At 63.6% G+C, this 18,848-nt stretch carries 16 protein-coding genes; 13 read left to right on the top strand and 3 right to left on the bottom strand.

Going from position 1 to position 18,848, the window contains the following annotated elements; all coding sequences use genetic code 11:
• Nucleotides 1-71 precede the first annotated feature (71 nt).
• The 10 genes from FHY50_RS14180 to FHY50_RS05930 all read left to right on the top strand — a co-directional run bounded on the left by FHY50_RS14180 (nucleotide 72) and on the right by FHY50_RS05930 (nucleotide 12,106).
• Nucleotides 72-356: a hypothetical protein gene (locus FHY50_RS14180; protein WP_166745515.1), complete on the top strand. Its 285-nt coding sequence runs from the start codon at nucleotides 72-74 to the stop codon at nucleotides 354-356.
• A 23-nt stretch (nucleotides 357-379) separates the two neighbouring features.
• Nucleotides 380-1,744, top strand: a complete 1,365-nt coding sequence (locus FHY50_RS05890; RefSeq protein ID WP_140047584.1) for an O-antigen ligase family protein — start codon at nucleotides 380-382, stop codon at nucleotides 1,742-1,744.
• A complete protein-coding gene (locus FHY50_RS05895) occupies nucleotides 1,741-2,430 on the top strand; it encodes a polysaccharide biosynthesis/export family protein (protein WP_140047585.1) in 690 nt (229 codons plus the stop codon). The genes FHY50_RS05890 and FHY50_RS05895 overlap by 4 nt, the downstream gene beginning before the upstream one ends.
• Nucleotides 2,431-2,449: 19 nt before the next feature.
• Entirely contained in the window at nucleotides 2,450-4,639 is a 2,190-nt protein-coding gene (locus tag FHY50_RS05900) for a GumC family protein (RefSeq protein WP_166745516.1), read from the top strand.
• Nucleotides 4,640-4,668: 29 nt separating this feature from the next.
• Nucleotides 4,669-5,844: a hypothetical protein gene (locus FHY50_RS05905; RefSeq protein WP_140047587.1), complete on the top strand. Its 1,176-nt coding sequence runs from the start codon at nucleotides 4,669-4,671 to the stop codon at nucleotides 5,842-5,844.
• Nucleotides 5,845-6,144: 300 nt separating this feature from the next.
• Nucleotides 6,145-7,053 carry a sulfate adenylyltransferase subunit CysD gene (gene cysD, locus FHY50_RS05910; protein ID WP_140047588.1) on the top strand — a complete coding sequence of 303 codons (909 nt, stop codon included), beginning with the start codon at nucleotides 6,145-6,147 and terminating at the stop codon, nucleotides 7,051-7,053.
• Nucleotides 7,053-8,960, top strand: a complete 1,908-nt coding sequence (cysN, locus tag FHY50_RS05915; protein ID WP_140047589.1) for a sulfate adenylyltransferase subunit CysN — start codon at nucleotides 7,053-7,055, stop codon at nucleotides 8,958-8,960. The genes cysD and cysN overlap by 1 nt, the downstream gene beginning before the upstream one ends.
• A 5-nt stretch (nucleotides 8,961-8,965) precedes the next feature.
• Nucleotides 8,966-9,724 (top strand): 3'(2'),5'-bisphosphate nucleotidase CysQ, encoded by a 759-nt coding sequence (locus FHY50_RS05920; protein WP_420030875.1) that lies wholly within the window; start codon nucleotides 8,966-8,968, stop codon nucleotides 9,722-9,724.
• A 43-nt stretch (nucleotides 9,725-9,767) separates the two neighbouring features.
• The gene (locus FHY50_RS05925; RefSeq protein WP_140047591.1) at nucleotides 9,768-10,547 is read left to right on the top strand and encodes a sulfite exporter TauE/SafE family protein; all 780 of its coding nucleotides are present in this window, start codon (nucleotides 9,768-9,770) and stop codon (nucleotides 10,545-10,547) included.
• 254 nt (nucleotides 10,548-10,801) lie between these two features.
• On the top strand, nucleotides 10,802-12,106 hold the full coding sequence (locus FHY50_RS05930; protein ID WP_180345093.1) for a sugar transferase: 1,305 nt from the start codon (nucleotides 10,802-10,804) through the stop codon (nucleotides 12,104-12,106).
• Nucleotides 12,107-12,120: 14 nt separating this feature from the next.
• Here FHY50_RS05930 and FHY50_RS05935 read toward each other — a convergent pair whose 3' ends face one another.
• Complete coding sequence (locus FHY50_RS05935) at nucleotides 12,121-12,555, bottom strand: response regulator (RefSeq protein ID WP_140047593.1); 435 nt, start codon at nucleotides 12,553-12,555, stop codon at nucleotides 12,121-12,123.
• Nucleotides 12,556-12,741: 186 nt separating this feature from the next.
• Between FHY50_RS05935 and FHY50_RS05940 the strand changes: the two genes are divergently transcribed.
• Both FHY50_RS05940 and rsmD read left to right on the top strand, forming a co-directional pair.
• The gene (locus FHY50_RS05940; RefSeq protein WP_244935357.1) at nucleotides 12,742-13,824 is read left to right on the top strand and encodes a pseudouridine synthase; all 1,083 of its coding nucleotides are present in this window, start codon (nucleotides 12,742-12,744) and stop codon (nucleotides 13,822-13,824) included.
• Nucleotides 13,821-14,360 (top strand): 16S rRNA (guanine(966)-N(2))-methyltransferase RsmD, encoded by a 540-nt coding sequence (rsmD, locus tag FHY50_RS05945; protein WP_140047594.1) that lies wholly within the window; start codon nucleotides 13,821-13,823, stop codon nucleotides 14,358-14,360. The genes FHY50_RS05940 and rsmD overlap by 4 nt, the downstream gene beginning before the upstream one ends.
• Here rsmD and FHY50_RS05950 read toward each other — a convergent pair.
• A complete protein-coding gene (locus tag FHY50_RS05950; protein WP_140047595.1) occupies nucleotides 14,357-15,517 on the bottom strand; it encodes an aspartyl protease family protein in 1,161 nt (386 codons plus the stop codon). The two genes, rsmD and FHY50_RS05950, sit on opposite strands and share 4 nt — an antisense overlap.
• Nucleotides 15,518-15,626: 109 nt before the next feature.
• Here FHY50_RS05950 and FHY50_RS05955 point away from each other — a divergent pair, with 109 nt between their 5' ends.
• The gene (locus FHY50_RS05955) at nucleotides 15,627-17,915 is read left to right on the top strand and encodes an ATP-dependent helicase (protein WP_140047596.1); all 2,289 of its coding nucleotides are present in this window, start codon (nucleotides 15,627-15,629) and stop codon (nucleotides 17,913-17,915) included.
• On the opposite strand, the gene dapA is transcribed toward FHY50_RS05955, so the two are convergent.
• Nucleotides 17,912-18,793, bottom strand: a complete 882-nt coding sequence (dapA, locus tag FHY50_RS05960) for a 4-hydroxy-tetrahydrodipicolinate synthase (RefSeq protein WP_140047597.1) — start codon at nucleotides 18,791-18,793, stop codon at nucleotides 17,912-17,914. The genes FHY50_RS05955 and dapA overlap by 4 nt on opposite strands.
• Between the last annotated feature and the right edge of the window lie 55 nt (nucleotides 18,794-18,848).

Raw genomic sequence — 18,848 nt, forward strand, 5'->3', positions numbered from 1 at the left:
AGTTGCTTGTCATATCCGCGACAAGCGAATATTGCGGCTTCGCAGCATTATCTACGAAAAGGGAATTGACGATGCGGATTGTAAAGTTTGCCGTGATCGCCGCCGCCACAGCGGGCATGATGTCGTCGGCGGTAGCGTATGCCGGCCAGTCGACCCGCTCGGGCTCGGCACTGCCGACCGCCAAGGCGCAGACGGCTCCGGTCTCGGGCGTCCGCTCGTCGGCCAACCTGAAGAAGAAGAGCAACCTCGGCGCCGAAGGTGCAGTGATCGGCGTCGCGGCTGCGGCAGCGATCGGCCTCGGCATCTACGTCGCGGTTGACGAGGAAGATGGTCCGGAAGTCGACAGCCCGGGCTGAATTCTCTGTCTAAGTTGTTTGGTATGAATGCAGCGCCGAATTATCGAGTGATAATCGGCGCTGCATTTTTTTGTGTCGCCATCGTTCTCGGTGGCGGCGGCAGTCCATCTCCAGCCCCGGAACTCGCGGTCGAGCTTTGCGCATTGATCGCCGCGGTCCTGTTCGTAGCATGCAGTCCCGCCAAAGGCGGTATGCCTCGTGACTGGGCATTACTGGCGCCGATGCTTGCGCTTCTGTGCCTGTGCATCGTCCAGCTGCTGCCGCTCCCGCCGTTACTCTGGAAGGCGCTTCCAGGCCGCGAACCGGTCATCGCCGCACTCGAGCTGGTCGAAAAATCCGATGAATGGGCGCCGATCTCGGTATCGCCTTATCGAACGCTGGCAAGCGCGCTGGCGTTAATCCCACCGATCGTCATGTTCGGCATCGTTTCCACGCTTTCCAGAGCTGAGCGCTCATTGCTGCTGCGCGTGCTTGCCGCGCTCGGTCTCGCGAGTGCGGTCGTGGGGGCAGTCCAACTGGTTGGCGGCCGGGCAAATTGGCTGCGTTTCTATGAGAATACGCATCTAGGCTTCATCACCGGATTCCAGGCCAACCGAAACGCTGCGGCTGACCTTTTGCTGATCGCTGCGTTAGCGGTGCTCGCAAGTGCGCGAGCAACCCCGCGCATTTGGGAATCCACGCTCGGCAAATCGGTTACCCTCGGTGCGATCGGGCTGTTGGCCGTCTCGACCATCCTGACCGGCTCGCGTGCGGGTGTGGCGCTGATCCTCGTTGCGGCCGTGTTCTGCGTCCTCATGCTTTCCTGGCACCGCGTATCTCTGCGGCGATGGATCATCGGGGGGGGCATCACCATATTGGCCGGTCTGGCGATTGTGGCGACGTTGAACGGTAACGCAAATCTCAACCGGACCTTCGAACGATTTGCGACACAAGAGACGCGGACGGCGATCTGGTCGGACACCAGCTATGCAATCCAGCAATACTGGCCCGTCGGCTCCGGGATCGGGACGTTTGAGCCGACCTTCATTGCCGCCGAGCGACTAGAACTGGTAGATGCCAGTCGACCCAATCGCGCCCATAACGATTATCTGGAATTCCTTTTGGAAGCCGGCTTGGCAGGCATCATCCTGGTCCTGTGGAGCGCAGCAATTCTGGCGATCCGCTCGGTCGGGCAGATCCGCCGCCCGCCAAGCCGTGAAGCAAAGCTGCACGCCGTCTTCGCGCTGGGAGCATTGGCCGTTTTTGCGTTGCATTCATTGGTGGATTATCCGATGCGCTCGATATCGCTCGCATGTGTTGCGGCATTTGCGGTCGGGCTGCTCACGCGGACGACTCACCAGTTGATGCCGATCGGCGTGAAAGCGGATCAGGGAGAAATTTTGAAATGAACTGGGGCCGATTGGCGACGTCGTTGATGCTCGCAGCGACCGTCGGCGCATGTAGTTCGGTTGCTCCGAACCTCCCCCGCGGTGCGAGCGCCTATTCGGTAATTCCCGCCGCGTCTGGAACGGATACGACAAGAAATTACGAGATCGGTCCGCTCGATGTGCTGCAGGTCACCGTCTTTCAGGAGCCCGACTTGTCGTTTGACGAGTTGCAGGTCGATGCGGCGGGGAATTTGCTGTTTCCGCTGATCGGTGATGTCAGGGCCACCGGAAAGACCGCTCGCGACCTCTCGCTGGAGATCGCGCAACGGCTCGGTGAACGCTATCTGGTCAATCCGCAGGTCTCTGTCCTCATCCGGTCCTCAGTTTCCCAGCGGGTCACTGTCGAAGGCAACGTGACCGAGCCCGGTGTTTATGACATCCGCGGCACCTCGACGTTGCTGGAGGCGCTCGCGCGAGCCAAAAGTCCTACTCGTGTCGCAAAGCTAGATGAAGTTGTGGTGTTCCGCGTCATCGACGGCACGCGAATGGGCGCAGTATTCGACGTAAAAGCAATCCGGGAAGGCGAGGCAGATGATCCGGTGTTGCTAGGCGGAGATACCGTCGTGGTAGGGTTCGACTCGGTCAAGGGTGCATTCCGAGACTTCCTCACTACCGCGCCGTTCTTTGCCGTCTTCAGTCGGTTCTAGTTCGTATGAGGAACGTCAAGTGAGTATTGGTTCGACCTCTGCGGAATCCGGCCGGAACGGATATCTCGATCTCGACGGCGATGGAGAGCGTTCGCCATATCCTGCCGGATTTGGATTGGACTTCCGCCGGATCTGGGTGCTGTTGCGCCGCAATGCGCTGATTATCGCAGGCATCGTGACCGTTGCGGCAATCATCGGTCTGATTGCGACGCTGCTGATGCAACCGACCTACATCGCGGAAGCAAGTGTGCAGATCGAGCAGGAAACCGATCGGGTGCTGGAAAGCCAATCGGTGGAACCGGTCGCCGCATATCAGGATGCCGATCGCTTCCTGCAGACGCAGACGGACATTCTGCGCAGCCGGGCGATGTCTCGCCGTGTTGCGCAGGCGCTCAATCTGCTGGACGCGAATTCATTTTTTGAAGCGATGGGCACAGAGCCGCCGGAAGAAATTCCTGGCATGACGCTTCAGCAGGCCAAGCGAGATGCGGTTGTTGATCTCTTGCTCGAGAACCTGCTGATCTCGCTACCTCAGGACTCGCGCTTGGTCACCATCGGGTTCCGCAGCCCCAATCCGCGCCTGGCTGCCCGGATTGCCAATACCTACGCTACCGAATTCATCCGCAGCAATCTCGAACGCAAGTTCGAGAGTTCCTCTTATGCCCGGGACTTTCTTTCCAAACAATTGGCTGAGACCAAGGCGCGGCTGGAACAGTCCGAGCGGGAGGTAAATGCCTATGCCCGACAAGCAGGATTAATTCGCACCGAAGATGACGTCGAGGGTGGATCCGGCCAGCAATCAGTGACGTCGGCGAGCCTGGTTCAGCTCAACGCCGCCGCTAACGATGCAATTGCGGCACGCATCGCTGCCGAGCAGAAGTGGCGCTCGGTCGAACGCACTCCGGCGCTAAGCATTCCCGACGTGCTTGCAAACCAGGCCATTCAGGGGCTGCTCCAGCAGCGATCGGAGCGCACCGCCGCGTTGCAGCAAGAACTAGAACGGCACAGGGAATCGCATCCAACTGTATTGCAGCTGCGGGCCCAGATTGGTGAAGTCAATTCGCAGATCGACACGCTTGCAGCGGGGATACGCTCTTCGATCTATAATCAATATCAATCTGCTCTGCTGCGCGAACGGTCCCTAATCGCCGAGGTCGGGCAGTCCAAGGGCGCGCGGTTGGCCGAGCAGGACCGCGGAGTTCGGTTCAACATCCTCGCGCGCGAAGCGGATACCAACCGAACACTCTATGACGGGCTGTTGCAGCGGTTCAAGGAAGTAAGCGCCGCGGCGGGGATCAGTTCCAACAACATCTCGATCGTGGATGAAGCCGAACAGCCGACCGAACCAGATTCACCGAAGTTACCGCTGAACCTTGCCTTGTCGATCCTGATTGGCCTTGCTGCTGCGTTGGGCATTGTTTTCATCCGCGAGCAGTTGGACGACGCAATTCGCGCGCCTGAGGATGTCGAGACCAAGCTTTCGGCAACGACGCTTGGCATCATCCCTGCTGTAGATGAAAGACCTATCGATCAGTTGTCCGATCCGCGCTCACCTGTCAGCGAAGCGTATAACGCGTTGCGAACTGCTCTGCTCTATTCGACATCCGAGGGCCTTCCGGCGAGCATGTTTGTAACGAGCAGTCAGGCAAGCGAAGGCAAATCGACAACCAGTCTGGCAATCGCGGTCGGACTGGCCAAACTGGGCAAAAAGGTTGTGCTAATCGACACCGACTTGCGTCGGCCCGCGATGCACATCCTGCTCGGGTTGCCCAATGGCCTGGGGCTTTCCGATCTGTTGACCTCAACCCAGTCGCTTTCTGCAGCACTGCGTCCAACTTCTCACGAGAACCTCTCCTTTGTTTCGTCGGGACCGGTTCCGCCAAGCCCGACCGAGTTGCTTGGTGGAATGCGGTTTCCGGAGATCGTCGCCGAGCTTGAGGCAGATTTCGACGCCGTTGTAATCGACGGGCCACCCGTGCTGGGCCTTGCCGACGCCCCTATCGTCGCAGGGATTGCAGCCGGAACAGTCTTTGTCGTCGAGGCCAATCGCGGGCATCGCGGCGGCACCAAATCAGCCATGCGACGTTTGCGTTCGGCTCGTGCATCGATCCTTGGCGTCGTGCTGACGAAATTCGACAACCGCAAAGCCGGGTCGGATTATGGCAATTATGGAAATGACTATTACAGCTATGGTCATCACCAGGATTGATGGATGGTTGACCTGACCGCAGATCGACCGTGACCCTGACGCGCAGTCTTGTTTGCGGGTTGGCGGTCATTCCGTTGGCTTTGCTCGGCCTGATTAATGCGCAGCAGCGTGGGGTTGATCTAGGGCTTGAGCGGGAAGCTGCCGAGTTTGGTGGAGAAGATGCCTATGCGCTGGCGGTGCGGGCAGTAGAGATCGGTGAGTTGCCGACTGCCAAGCGTCATTTGAAAGACTATGTCACGAGCAGTCCGATGGATGCCCGCGGGCTTTCGCTGGTTGGAGGACTGGCAGCGCAGGCTCAAAATGCGCTTGGCACTGACGCGGCCTTTCGGGCGGCTGCGTTGCTCGGTTGGCGCGACGTCCCAACCCAGCTTTATTGGTTTTCGACGGCACTTGCTGCGAACGATGTCACAACCGCCGCACAGCGGCTCGACGCGCTACTTCGCACTTCAACTAGCACACAGCTAACCGAACCCTTGCTCGCAACGCTTGAAGCCATCCCGGCCGGTCGCGAGGCCGTCACGGCACGTCTGGCGCTCAACCCGGACTGGGCGGCGAGTTATGTACAGTCCGTATCCACCCTGCAGAACGAGCAGGCCACTGCACGGATGGACGTCATTCGTCGCGCGCATAATGCCGGCCTGACCGTGGCTTGCGAGGATATCGGCTACACTGTCAATGCGCTCGCACGAAAGCAAAGTCTCGACATGGCGTTCGCTCTGTGGTCGATCGGTTGCGCGAATGGTCAGGCTCGAGCGAACACGTTGCGCAATGCCGATTTCGAAGAACCGCTTCCGCAGGCAGCAAGAGCGGAGTCGCCATTTGACTGGGCACTCTCCTCAAGTGGATCGATGCAGGTGTCGATCGAGCCCATTTCCGGACGAAGCGGCAACGTGCTTCAGATACGCTCGTCGGGCACCATCTCCGAGCCCAGTGCGAGCCAGATCGTACGACTGGCACCCGGAAACTACGAAGTTACATGGCAGTCATCGGCTCCGAAAACGCCAGACGAGATGATGCGGCCGGTCGTCCGGTGCCTGGAAACCGGATATTCCATCGCGACCGAGAAAATCGAGGATCGTGCGGTACGTGTCGCAATTCCTGAAAATTGTGACTGGCAAAGCTTCGCTATCGTTCCGCCGACAAGGATTTCGGCAGCGGCCGCCCCATGGTGGATCGATCAGATCAGGATTCGCCCACTCGGATGACGGATGTCGGGCAACCAGGGTGCTATAAATCAGGGGCGGGCGACGGCCCTGACGGCGATTATTCTCCGCAGGAACCCTAATGCCATCGGCTTGGTGGCGTCCAATTTTCAACAACGTACTAACAGCGCGGTTGCCGACCGCTGGCGGACCTCAGAGACCCAAGCTCCACCAGCATCCCCACAAAAGTTTCTTGTTCACGGTTTCTACCATAACCGAGCATAAGGCGCCGATGCTGCACGACAACATTCCGGTTTACCGCCTTTCGACCTCGCCAATGCCCTCTATGGACCCGGCGCTGGCATGACGGCGGTTCGCTCCCTCACCCATCTCGACCGTCTCGAGGCCGAATCGATCCATATCCTGCGCGAGGTGGCGGCCGAGGCCGAGAAGCCGGTGATGCTGTATTCGGTGGGCAAGGATTCGGCGGTGATGCTGCATCTTGCCAGGAAGGCCTTCTATCCCTCGCCCCCGCCCTTTCCCCTGTTGCATGTCGATACGACGTGGAAGTTCCGGGCGATGTACGAGCTTCGCGATCGCGCCGCGGCGGAGGCGGGAATGGAATTGCTCGTCCATCGCAATCCCGAAGCGATGGCACGGGGCATCAATCCGTTCGACCATGGCGCGCTCCATACCGACATGTGGAAGACCGATGGGCTGAAGCAGGCGCTCGACCTGCACGGGTTCGACGTGGCATTCGGCGGCGCGCGGCGCGACGAGGAAAAGAGCCGGGCGAAGGAACGCGTGTTCAGTTTCCGATCGGCATCGCATCGCTGGGATCCCAAGGCGCAGCGCCCCGAACTGTGGCGGCTCTACAATGCCCGCAAGGCCAGGGGCGAGAGCATTCGCGTGTTCCCGATCTCGAACTGGACCGAGCTCGATATCTGGCAATATATCCTGCAGGAGCGGATCGAGATCGTTCCGCTCTATTTCGCAGCGCCGCGTCCGACCGTGGTCCGCGACGGGCTGACGCTGATGGTCGACGACGACCGGTTCCCGCTTGAAGCCGGCGAGGAGCCGGTATTGAGGTCGATCCGATTTCGGACGCTAGGCTGCTACCCGCTGACCGGCGCCGTCGAGAGCGAAGCGGCGACGTTGCCCGAAATCATCCAGGAGATGCTGCTCACCACGACGTCGGAACGCCAGGGCCGCGCGATCGACCACGACCAGGCGGCGTCGATGGAAAAGAAGAAGCAGGAGGGCTATTTCTGATGGCTGGTCAGGAAAGCGCCTATCGCGTCGACGCACTCGTGGCCGAGGATATCGACGCCTATCTGGCTCAGCACCAGGCAAAATCGCTGCTGCGCTTCATCACCTGCGGATCGGTCGATGACGGCAAATCGACACTGATCGGACGGCTGCTCTACGATTCGAAGATGATCTTCGAGGACCAGCTCTCCGCGCTGGAAGCCGATTCGAAGCGGGTCGGGACGCAAGGGCAGAATATCGATTTCGCGCTGCTCGTCGATGGTCTTGCCGCCGAGCGCGAGCAGGGCATCACGATCGATGTCGCCTATCGCTTCTTCGCCACCGAAAAGCGCAAGTTCATCGTCGCTGACACGCCCGGTCACGAGCAATATACCCGCAACATGGTCACCGGTGCATCGACTGCCGACCTTGCCGTGATCCTGATCGACGCGCGCAAGGGCGTGCTGACCCAGACGCGGCGGCACAGCTACCTCGCCCATCTGATCGGCATCCGCCACATCGTCCTTGCGGTGAACAAGATGGATCTGGTCGGATACGACCGGCAGGTGTTCGACCGTATCGTCGCCGACTATCGCGCGTTCGCGAACTCCATCGGCATCGACGCGTTCACGCCAATCCCGATCTCCGGGCTGGGCGGAGACAATATCGCCAGCAGGTCGGCGATCACTCCCTGGTATTCCGGGCCCACGCTGATCGAGCATCTGGAAACGGTCGACGTGGACATCGACGCCGTCGCTACCGAACCATTCCGAATGCCGGTGCAATGGGTCAACCGTCCCAATCTCGATTTCCGCGGCTTTTCGGGGTTGATCGCCAGCGGCACCGTGCGCCCCGGCGATGCGGTGCGCATCGTACCATCGGGTCGCACTTCGAAGATCGCCCGGATCGTGGCGATGGGGGGCGATCTGGATGAGGCGCGGGCCGGTCAGTCGGTGACGATCACGCTGGCGGACGAGATCGACTGTTCTCGCGGCGATCTGATCGCAGCCGCGTCCGCACCGCCCGAGGTCGCCGACCAGTTCCAGGCGACGATCGTCTGGATGGATGCCGAGCCCATGCTGGTGGGCCGGGCATATTGGCTCAAGATTGGTGCTCAGATGGTCAGCGCCACTATCCAGGAGCCGCGCCATGCGGTGGACGTCAACACGATGGCCGAACTGTCGGTCAGGACTCTCGAGCTGAACGATATCGGCGTGGCGGAAGTCTATACCGATCGCCCGATCGCGTTTGAAGCCTATGCGACCAATCGCGACCTCGGCGGGTTCATCCTGATCGACAAGATCACCAACGCCACGGTCGCCGCCGGCCTGCTCAGCTTCGCGCTGCGCCGGAGCCAGAATGTCCATTGGCAGTCGATCGAGATCACCCGCGACGCTCATGCCGCGCAAAAGGGTCAGCGACCCAAGTTGCTATGGTTTACCGGCCTGTCGGGATCGGGCAAATCGACGATCGCCAACCTGGTCGAAAAAAGGCTGCACGCACTGGGCAAGCATAGCTTCCTCCTCGATGGCGATAACATCCGCCATGGCCTGAACCGCGACTTGGGCTTCACCGACGCCGATCGCATCGAGAATATCCGCCGCGTCGGCGAGGTCGCCAAGCTGATGACCGATGCCGGGCTGATCGTGCTGACGGCGTTCATCTCGCCGTTCAGGGCCGAGCGCTCGATGGTTCGGTCGATGTTCGCCGAACGCGACTTCATCGAGATCTTCATCAGCACCCCGCTCGCGGTCGCCGAGGAGCGCGACGTCAAGGGGCTGTACAAGAAAGCTCGGGCTGGTGACCTCAAGAACTTCACCGGCATCGACAGCCCCTATGAAGAACCCGAAGCGCCGGAACTCATCATCGATACGACGGCGATGTCGCCCGACGATGCCGCCGACCTGATCGTCAGGACCTGCTTGGCATGACACAGATGTCTGACGCCGCCCTCGCTCGCGCGATTGCGGACGCCGCGGGGCAAGTCCTGATGGCGGTGCGCGGCAGCGGGTTGTTCGCAGGCAAGGCGCTGGGAGCGGCGGGCGATCGCGTGGCGAATGCGCTGATCCTGGAAAAGCTGGCGCAGGTCCGGCCGGACGACGCCATCCTGTCCGAAGAAAGCGCCGACGACGCGGTCCGGCTCGACCGCAGCCGGGTATGGATTGTCGACCCGCTCGACGGAACTCGTGAATATTCCGAAGGGCGCAGCGATTGGGCGGTGCATGTCGCGTTGGCGATCGACGGTGCGCCGGCGGCTGGGGCGGTCGCCCTGCCTGCGCTCGGTGAAACCTTCGCGACGGATCGGCCAGCCGCGCTTCCGCCTGCCGGGCAGTCGTTGAGGATGGTGGTCAGTCGCACCCGCCCGGCTCCCGAAGCGGAAATGGTCGCTGCGGCGATCGGCGCGTCGCTGGTGCCGATGGGCTCGGCCGGGGCGAAGGCGATGGCGATCCTGCGCGACGAAGCCGACATCTATGTCCATAGCGGCGGACAATATGAATGGGACAGCTGCGCTCCGATCGCGGTGGCGGCGGCAAGCGGACTGCACGTCTCGCGGATCGACGGCTCGCCGCTCGTGTACAATCGTCGCGACGTGTACCTTCCCGACCTGCTGATCTGCCGCGAGGATATCGCAGGCCGTGTCCTCTGGCTGATCGCCAACGCCGCGAAGGCACCCGCCACCGTCCAAGCCCCTTGACTGTACCCGCCGTCATGGCACCCCAGTCGCACAGGGGGCTTTGATGGACTGGCTAAATGCCGTTGCCGGATTGCTGGTCGGGATCATCGTCGGCGTGACGGGGGTTGGTGGTGGATCCTTGATGTCGCCGCTGCTGATCCTGTTCTTCGGCGTCGCGCCGGCGACTGCGATCGGGACCGACCTGTGGTTCGCGGCGATTACCAAGTCGGTCGGCGGCTACGTGCATCATCGGCAAAGCAGCGTCGCGCTCGACATCGTCGGGTTGCTGGCGATCGGCAGCATTCCGGCGGCGATATTGACGGGTCTATGGCTGTGGCAGTTCGGCGGCACCTCGATGCGCAGCGATGTGCTGTCGCAACTGCTCGGCATCGTCCTGATCCTGACGTCGGTCGCGACCCTGCTGCGGCAGCGCGTTGCCCGCTTCGCATTGTCACTGTCGATCCGCCAACACCCCGCCTTTACGACGTTCAAACGGATTGCCACGATCCTTGCGGGAGCGCTGCTGGGGATTATGGTCACGCTGACATCGGTCGGCGCCGGCGCACTAGGCGCGACGATGCTGCTGTGTCTGTATCCCAAGCGGCTGTCGCTGCATCAGTTGGTCGGGACCGACATCGCCCACGCCGTCCCGATCGCCTTGGTCGGGGGGATCATCCACCTGCTGATCGGGACGGTCGACTGGGCATTGCTCGCCATGCTGCTGGTCGGATCGATCCCGGGGATCATCGTCGGGTCAAGACTAGCCGCGCTGATCCCCGAAGCGCTGATCCGGCCCGCTTTGGCGGTCGTCCTGGTCTTTGCCGGGCTCAAGCTAATTGTCTGATATGTCCAGCAAACCGGCAGCGACCGCGAAACGCTCCAGAAACGGGACGACCGGCCCGAGCGGGCGCGCTGTTGCATTGCGGCATCGTACAAAGAGGTGCATAGGCCGATTGATAAAGGTGCGCGATGTACGCCGCGCCATATCGCCTAGGGGGAAGCATGAACCTCGAGTCTGGGCGGATGCGACCGTCTGGTGACGCGTTGGTCGGATTCCGAACTCCCGCGTTCTCCTCTCGCCGTGCCGTGCGCGCCCGCATGTACGTCATCCTCGCTGCGATCGACATCGCATGCATTTTCGCCAGCTTCGTCGTAGCATCGGTGGTGTACGGGATGCCGCTTGCCAGCGGACAATGGGCGGTCGTGGCCAGCTCGCTGGCACCGATCTACGTCGCAGCAGCGGCCAATGGCGGTGCCTATTCGGCCGAGGTGCTGGTTACTCCCGGGCAGGGAGTCACACGATCGCTGCGTGCCTTGCTGCTCGCCATTGGCGTGCTCATGTTCCTTGCCTTCTATCTGAAGGTCGGCGCCACATTTTCGCGCGGAACCTTTGCGATCGGGTCGGTCATCGGCTTTGCTGCGCTGGCATTCGCGCGGCGTGCGTATCTCCGCCACGCCCGGATCGTGCTCAGCGGAACCGCCTACAACGTGATGCTGATCAGCGATCAGGACGACATCCACGCCGCCGACGACCACACGACAATCATTCGCGGCGACAGCTGGCTCGACCCGGAGCAGCATTGCCCCGAAATGTACAATCGACTGGCGCAGATGCTGGCGACATCGGATCGCGTCGTCATCGATTGCGCGCCGGAGCGACGCGTGGCCTGGGTCAGGTTGCTCAAGGGGGCGAATGTCCGCAGCGAAGTGATCGCGCCCGAACTGTCGCGGCTTGCCCCGCTCGGCATCGACAACTGGTCCAACCAACCGACCATCGTCGTCGCGGAAGGTCCGCTCAGCCAGGTCGATGCGGCGATGAAGCGGGCGTTCGACATCGTCGTCTCCGGATTGGCGCTGATCGTGCTCGCGCCGTTGCTGGCCGTCATCGCGCTATTGATCCGCCGCGACAGTCCCGGGCCGATCCTGTTCGTCCAGACCCGCATCGGTCAGGGTAACCGACTGTTTCGCATGCTCAAGTTTCGCAGCATGCGCACCGATCGATCGGATGGCCATGGCAATCGCTCGGCCTCGCGCGACGACGAACGTGTCACTGCGCTTGGCCGCTTCATCCGAAAGACCAGCATCGACGAACTGCCGCAGCTGATCAATGTGCTCAAGGGCGACATGAGCATCGTCGGACCCCGGCCGCATGCGGTGGGATCGCGCGCCGCGGACAAGCTGTTCTGGGAAGTCGATGACCGCTACTGGCATCGCCATGCCATCAAGCCGGGTCTGACCGGGCTGGCTCAGGTGCGTGGATTTCGGGGTGCGACCGCGATCGAACGCGACCTTACCGACAGGCTGCAGGCCGATCTCGAATATCTGAGGGACTGGTCGCTGATGAAGGATGTGATGATCATCCTGCAGACGTTCCGGGTGCTGACGCACAAGAACGCCTTCTGACATAAGGCGCTGGTTCAGGCCGGCTCGCCGAATAGGCTGAAGCTCGACGGCAGCCGCTTGCGCTGCTTTCCCCCTGCCAGCGCCGCGTCGATCGCATCGATCGCCAGCATCAGGTCGCGCTGCGGATAGGGTTTCGACAGGCAGCCGCGCGCAAACATCTTTGCCTCGCCCGGACAATGGCCCGTCACGAACAGCACGGCGATACCGTGGCCGTGTGCGATGCGCGCAACGTCGAGGCCGCTTCCGTCCGAGAGTTCGACGTCCAGGATTACCAGATCGATCGCGCTGTCGCTGGTGATCGCTTCGAGTGCGTGGAGCACGCTGTCGCAGGTGGCGACGATCTCCAGCCCTGCCTCGGTCAGGAAATGCTCGGTGTCGAACGCGACCAGCGGCTCGTCCTCCACCAACAGGATCCGCGAGATACGCCGCTTCTTCCGACCGAACAACATGATGTGCGCCTACTCCCCGCCGGCTCGTGCTTGCGCCGTCGCACCGCTCAACGCATTAGCCGTCGACACGCTGCGTATTCGCGCAATATTTGTCGCGGACCCGACCAAGGACATAGCATCATCGCCCTGCCCCCGTCCAAGCAAAGCGCAGGCGAACGTATCGCCAAGCTGCTCGCCCGTGCCGGAATCGCGTCGCGGCGCGAGATCGAGCGGATGATCGCCGAACGGCGGATCGCGATCGACGGCGTGCCGCTGGAAACGCCAGCGACCGTGCTGTCGTCGCTGCGCGGCGTGACCGTCGATGGCGAGCCGGTGCAGGCGGCGGCACCGGCGCGACTGTTCCGCTTTCACAAGCCGACCGGATTGCTGACGGCCGAGCGCGATCCCAAGGGGCGCCCGACCATCTACGACCGCATCCCGCGCGATCTGCCGCGGATGATGCCGGTCGGTCGCCTCGATCTCAACACCGAGGGGCTGTTGCTGATGACCACGGATGGCGAGCTGAAGCGCCAGCTCGAACTGCCCGCCACCGGCGTCGAACGCAGCTACCGGGCGCGCGCCTATGGTGAGATCAGCCAGGCACGGCTCGAAGACCTTATCGAGGGGATCGAGATCGAAGGTGTGCGCTACGGAGCGATCGACGCCAACCTCGAACGCCGCACCGGCGCCAATGTCTGGATCGAACTGACCCTGACCGAAGGCAAGAACCGCGAAGTGCGGCGCGTGCTCGAACATCTGGGGCTCAAGGTGTCGCGGCTGATCCGCACACGCTACGGGCCTTTCGTTCTGGGCGACCTGCCGCTGGGTCAGGTTGACGAGATCCGCCAGAACGATCTTGTCACCTTCCGCAAGTCGCTAGAGCAACCCGCAGCAAAGCGCCGCGACCTGCGCATCACCGAAACCGTCGCGCCGCGCCCTGCACCAGTGGAACCCAAGCCCTCGGCTCAGCCCGCACCGCGCATGCGCGGCGATCGCGCCGCCGCCTTCAAGGCCCGCGTCGCCTATGACGCAGCCCCCGCCCCCACCGAGCGCAAGCCGCCAGTGCGCAAGAGGCGCCCGGACGAACGCATCGAGACCCGCCGCGCCGATCTCGCCCCGCGCGACGATCAGCCTCGCCGCAAGGGCAAGGTCGGCTCGGCCCCGGCCCCATCCAAGCGCCCGCCGCGCACTCCCGCCGTACCTGCCCAAGACACCGCAACCAAGCGCCCCGCTTCACCCCGCAAGCGTCCCGGGCCGCGCCCGCCGCGGCCGGGCCGGACGCGCAAATGAGGATCATCGCCGGCGCGTGGCGCGGTCGCCCGCTGGTCGCGCCCAAGGGCCAGGCCACGCGACCGACCGCCGACCGCACCCGCGAAGCACTGTTTTCCATGCTGGTCAGCCGTCTCGGGACGCTTGAGGGCCTCGCCGTCGCGGACCTGTTTGCCGGATCGGGCGCGCTCGGCCTCGAAGCCCTGTCGCGCGGGGCGGCATCGTGCCTGTTCGTGGAGCAGGATCGCGCCGCGCTCGACGCGCTCAGGACCAATGTCGCGAAGCTCGGCGCCATCGCTGCCGACATTCGCGCGCAGTCGGTGCTGGCGCTCGGCCCGGCGACCAGGCCGCTCGACCTGATCCTGATGGACCCGCCCTATGGCACCGGCGCAGGCAGCGTGGCTCTTGAACGGATGGCCCGTCTCGGCTGGACCGGGCCGGGCACGTGGGTCAGCATCGAGACCGGCGCTCGCGAAGAGGCTGGTGCAGGTGGTTTCGAGACGGAAACGTCCCGCATCGTAGGAAAGGCAAGGCTGACCTTGCTGCGTCCGGTCTAGAGGAAGCGGCGCAACCGCACCTCCGCGGTCCTCCGTTTCCCGCCACGTTCGACCGTGAGCGGCACGACGGTATCGGGGTCCTGGCTGATCGCCCGGATCACCTGCGCCACCGGCATGCCGACGATCCGATCGCCTTCCGCGATCCCCGCCTCGGCAGCAGGGCTGCGCGCACCGACCGCGCGCACCACCACGGAGTCACCCTTGGCATCGACCCACATTCCCGACAGCCCGTATCGCTCCTCATACGCGGGCTGGCGATTGGGCATCGCCCAGAGTGTCCGGGCTTTGGTATCGGTCGACAGGTTCATCCGCTGCAGGATGTCGAGGCCGATGATTCCATCGAAGCCGTTGCCGCCGCGCGAACCGGGCTGATGCAACTGGACGAGCGGGCGTTCGAACCGCAAGGGGCCGATCGCGATGGCTTCGGCGCGGACCAGCCGCCCCAGCGGCGCGGCGCCACCGATCCCGAAAGGACGGATCACCGCCTGCGGCATGTTGGCATCCCACAGTCCGCTGGCTCTCGCCGCGGGTCCGAACAGGTTGATCGCCTTGGGCGCCCCGGTATCGAGGAGGAACCGCAGGGTGCGCCCACCGAGCACGCCCTCAGCGATGATCTTCGGAGATCCCTCGCGCGCAGCGGGAGCAGTGATCTTCGCCGGCAGCTTCACGAACCCCGCGCGGTCCGGGCGTCCTTCCGGCCATAGCCGCCATTCACCCGCATCGAAATCGAGATCGCTATCAACGACCGTGAACACGCCTGCCGCCAACGTCCCCTGGACGCCGGCACCGAACCGGGGATCGCGCAGCCCGCCAAAGGTCACGTCGCGCTGGCGCACCGCGCCGCCGAAGACTACTTCGGGCGCGCGGTAGAGGGTCATGTTCTCCAACCCGCCCAATCCGCGCATACCGATGCCGCCAAGCGACCGTAGCTTGAGTTCACGCGCCAGTCTCTCGTCGATCAGGCTGTGAAACCCGCCCGTATCGATCAGGAACGCATGGGGTGGACCGTCGCGAAACTGCACGTCGATCAGTGCGCGGCGCTGTGCGACCCGCATATTAGCAATGATCGGCGCCTGGCGTGCCGCCGCCAGAGGGATCCCTGCAACCGGCGTAATCGCCAATGTTCGCAATATCATGCGACGATCGACTGTAGCCATGGCACGGCTGATGCGACAGCCCGCCTGGCAATGCAATTGCGACAGCGGCGATGCGACGGGATCATGCGACAGCTTGCCCCGACTCGCAGCGTTCCCTACCTGTTCACCGATGTCGCTTCCCGCACCCAGCCCCGATGATCCGCCGTACCTGCGCGGCCTCAATGCCCCGCAGCGTGAAGCGGTGCTGACCACCGACGGCCCGGTGCTGGTGCTGGCCGGCGCGGGCACCGGCAAGACGGCGGCGCTCACTGCCCGGCTCGCGCACCTGCTGTACACGCGCAAGGCCTATCCTTCCGAGATCCTGTCGGTCACCTTCACCAACAAGGCCGCGCGCGAGATGCGCGAGCGCGTCGGGCGGCTGGTCGGCGATGTGGTCGAGGGCATGCCGTGGCTTGGCACCTTCCATGCGATCGGCGCCAGGATGCTGCGCCGCCATGCCGAGCTGGTGGGCCTGCAATCCAATTTCACCATCCTCGACACGGACGATCAGCTTCGCCTGCTCAAGCAACTGATCGTCGCCGCCGACATCGACGAGAAACGCTTTCCCGCGCGTGCGCTGGGTGGCCTGATCGACGGCTGGAAGAACAAGGGGATGACCCCCGCAGATCTCGACGCGGGCGAGTCCGAGCTCTACGCGAACGGTCGCGGACAGGAACTCTACGCCGCGTATCAAGCGCGGTTGAAGGCACTGAATGCCTGCGATTTCGGCGACCTGCTGCTCCACGTCCTCGTCATCCTGCGTTCGCATCGCGAGGTGCTCGAACAGTATCAGAACCGCTTCCGCTACATCATGGTCGACGAGTATCAGGACACCAACAGCGTCCAGTATCTCTGGCTCCGCCTGCTCGCGCAGGAGCGCAAGAACATCGCCTGCGTCGGCGACGACGACCAGTCGATCTATTCGTGGCGCGGCGCGCAGGTCGAGAACATCCTCAAATTCGAGCGCGATTTTCCGGGCGCAAAGGTCATCCGCCTCGAACAGAATTACCGGTCCACCCCGCATATCCTCGGCGCCGCATCGGGCGTCATCGCCAATAATGGCGGGCGGCTCGGCAAGACCTTGTGGACCGAGCTCGACGCCGGCGACAAGGTTCGAGTCGTCGGCGTGTGGGACGGCCCCGAGGAAGCGCGCCGCGTCGGGGAGGAGATCGAGGGCTGCCAGCGTTCCGGCAAAACTCTCGATGACATGGCGATTCTGGTCCGCGCGCAGCACCAGACCCGCGAGTTCGAGGACCGCTTCATCGCGATCGGTATGCCCTACCGCATCGTCGGCGGCTTCCGCTTCTACGAACGCGCCGAGATACGCGACGCGCTCGCCTATCTCCGCGTCGTCGCGCAGCCCGCCGACGATCTCGCCTTCGAACGCATCGTCAACGTGCCCAAGCGCGGCCTGGGCGACAAGGCCGTGGCCAAGGTTCACCAGCTGGCGCGTGCGCAGGGCGTCCCGCTGTTGTCCGCCGCCGCGCGCATCCTCGATACCGACGAGCTCACGCCGCAGGCCCGCCGCTCGCTCGGCAATCTGGTCGGCGACATCGCGCGCTGGCGCTCGATGGGCGAAACGCTCCCTCACCCCGAGCTCGCGCGGCAGCTGCTCGACGAAAGCGGCTACACCGCGATGTGGCAGGCGGAAAAGTCGGCCGAAGCCGCCGGTCGCCTCGAGAACCTGAGCGAACTCGTCCGTGCGATGGAGGAATATGAAAGCCTCACCGCGTTCCTCGAACATGTCAGCCTGGTCATGGACAACGACGCCAGCGCCGACGATCCCAAGGTCACGATCATGACGATCCATGCCGCCAAGGGGCTCGAGTTCGATACCGTCTTCCTGGTCGGGTGGGAGGAAGGCATCTTCCCCTCGCAACGCGCACTCGACGAAGGCGGGCTCGCCAGCCTGGAGGAGGAACGCCGCCTCGCCTATGTCGCGATCACCCGCGCCCGCCGCCGCGCGACGATCATCCACGCCGCCAATCGCCGCATCTATGGCCAGTGGACGTCGTCGCTTCCCAGCCGGTTCGTCGGTGAACTGCCACCCGAACATGTGGAGCCCGAAACCACCATGTCGGGCGGCGAAAGCCTGTGGCGCGCCAACTGGTCCGACCGCGCCGATCCGTTCGCCGACGTCGCGCGCGGCAGCGGACGCGGCCCGGGCTGGCAACGCGCCGCTGGAAGCGGCTCCGGCTTCACTCGCGAAGCCCCGCGCGTCCTCGAAAGCAAGGCCAGCGCCGTCAGCTTCGCCGCCAAGCCGCGCGGCGACATCACGCTCGGCATGCGCGTGTTTCACCAGAAATTCGGCTACGGCACCGTCGAGGAGATCGAGGGCAACAAGCTCGAGATCGATTTCGAACAGTCGGGGCGCAAGCGGGTGATGGACAGCTTCGTCACCACCGCAGATGCTGCCTAGACCAACCCTGCGGCAGCGAGCGCCTCGTCGACCAGCTGCCGGCTCTGCGCACTCGGCGAAGTCATCGGCAGGCGCAGCTCGTCTGGAAATCCCGGACGGACCCTGGCCAATGCGTATTTGACCGGTCCCGGCGACGCATCGCTGAACAGCGCGCAGTGCAGCGGGTACAACCGGTCCTGAGAAGCCAGCGCAGTGGCATAGTCCCCCGCCGCGCACGCCGCCTGAAACGCCGCACACAGCTTCGGCGCGACATTGGCAGTGACCGAGATGCAGCCGACGCCGCCCATCGCCATGAAGGCCAGCGCGGTATCGTCGTTGCCCGACAGCTGCGCGAATTCCTCGCCGCATAGCGCACGCTGCGCGGACACGCGCGACAACACACCGGTCGCGTCCTTGACGCCGACGATGACGTCGGGAAACGCCCGCTTGATCCGCGCCATGGTTTCGACCGCGATGTCGGTCACGGTGCGCGCGGGTACGTTGTAGAGCACGATCGGCAGGCCGCCGTCGCGCGCCAGCACCTCGAAATGGCGGAACACGCCTTCTTGGCTGGGCCGATTATAATAGGGCGGAACCAGCAGGGCCGCGTCGGCGCCGGCGTCGCGCGCGGCGTGCATGTGCTGAAGCGCGACCGACGTGTCGTTCGAGCCGCAGCCGGCGATCACCGGCACGCGCCCCGCCGCCTGATCGACGCAGACCCCCAGCACATGGTTGTGCTCGGCGATCGACATCGTCGCCGCCTCACCAGTGGTTCCGCACGGCACCAAGCCCGACGAACCCTCCTCGATCTGCCAGTCGATCAGCGCGCGAAACTCGGACTCGGCGAAGCGCCCATTGGCGAAGGGCGTCGCCAGCGCCGTGATCGAACCGGAAAACATGCGGAAAAAAGTGCCTGTCGATGAAATTGTTCAGCGACAGATAGGGCGGGATTCC

Source organism: Sphingomonas japonica, from assembly GCF_006346325.1.
Taxonomy (GTDB): domain Bacteria; phylum Pseudomonadota; class Alphaproteobacteria; order Sphingomonadales; family Sphingomonadaceae; genus Sphingomonas; species Sphingomonas japonica.

Excerpts from the sequence above, each read along its gene's own strand:
- FHY50_RS14180 (WP_166745515.1), top strand. The coding sequence starts at position 72 with ATGCGGATTGTAAAGTTTGCCGTGATCGCCGCCGCCACAGCGGGCATG.
- FHY50_RS05890 (WP_140047584.1), top strand. The coding sequence starts at position 380 with ATGAATGCAGCGCCGAATTATCGAGTGATAATCGGCGCTGCATTTTTT.
- FHY50_RS05895 (WP_140047585.1), top strand. The coding sequence starts at position 1,741 with ATGAACTGGGGCCGATTGGCGACGTCGTTGATGCTCGCAGCGACCGTC.
- cysD (WP_140047588.1), top strand. The coding sequence starts at position 6,145 with ATGACGGCGGTTCGCTCCCTCACCCATCTCGACCGTCTCGAGGCCGAA.
- cysN (WP_140047589.1), top strand. The coding sequence starts at position 7,053 with ATGGCTGGTCAGGAAAGCGCCTATCGCGTCGACGCACTCGTGGCCGAG.
- FHY50_RS05920 (WP_420030875.1), top strand. The coding sequence starts at position 8,966 with ATGTCTGACGCCGCCCTCGCTCGCGCGATTGCGGACGCCGCGGGGCAA.
- FHY50_RS05925 (WP_140047591.1), top strand. The coding sequence starts at position 9,768 with ATGGACTGGCTAAATGCCGTTGCCGGATTGCTGGTCGGGATCATCGTC.
- FHY50_RS05930 (WP_180345093.1), top strand. The coding sequence starts at position 10,802 with ATGTACGTCATCCTCGCTGCGATCGACATCGCATGCATTTTCGCCAGC.
- FHY50_RS05935 (WP_140047593.1), bottom strand. The coding sequence starts at position 12,555 with ATGTTGTTCGGTCGGAAGAAGCGGCGTATCTCGCGGATCCTGTTGGTG.
- rsmD (WP_140047594.1), top strand. The coding sequence starts at position 13,821 with ATGAGGATCATCGCCGGCGCGTGGCGCGGTCGCCCGCTGGTCGCGCCC.
- FHY50_RS05950 (WP_140047595.1), bottom strand. The coding sequence starts at position 15,517 with ATGGCTACAGTCGATCGTCGCATGATATTGCGAACATTGGCGATTACG.
- FHY50_RS05955 (WP_140047596.1), top strand. The coding sequence starts at position 15,627 with ATGTCGCTTCCCGCACCCAGCCCCGATGATCCGCCGTACCTGCGCGGC.
- dapA (WP_140047597.1), bottom strand. The coding sequence starts at position 18,793 with ATGTTTTCCGGTTCGATCACGGCGCTGGCGACGCCCTTCGCCAATGGG.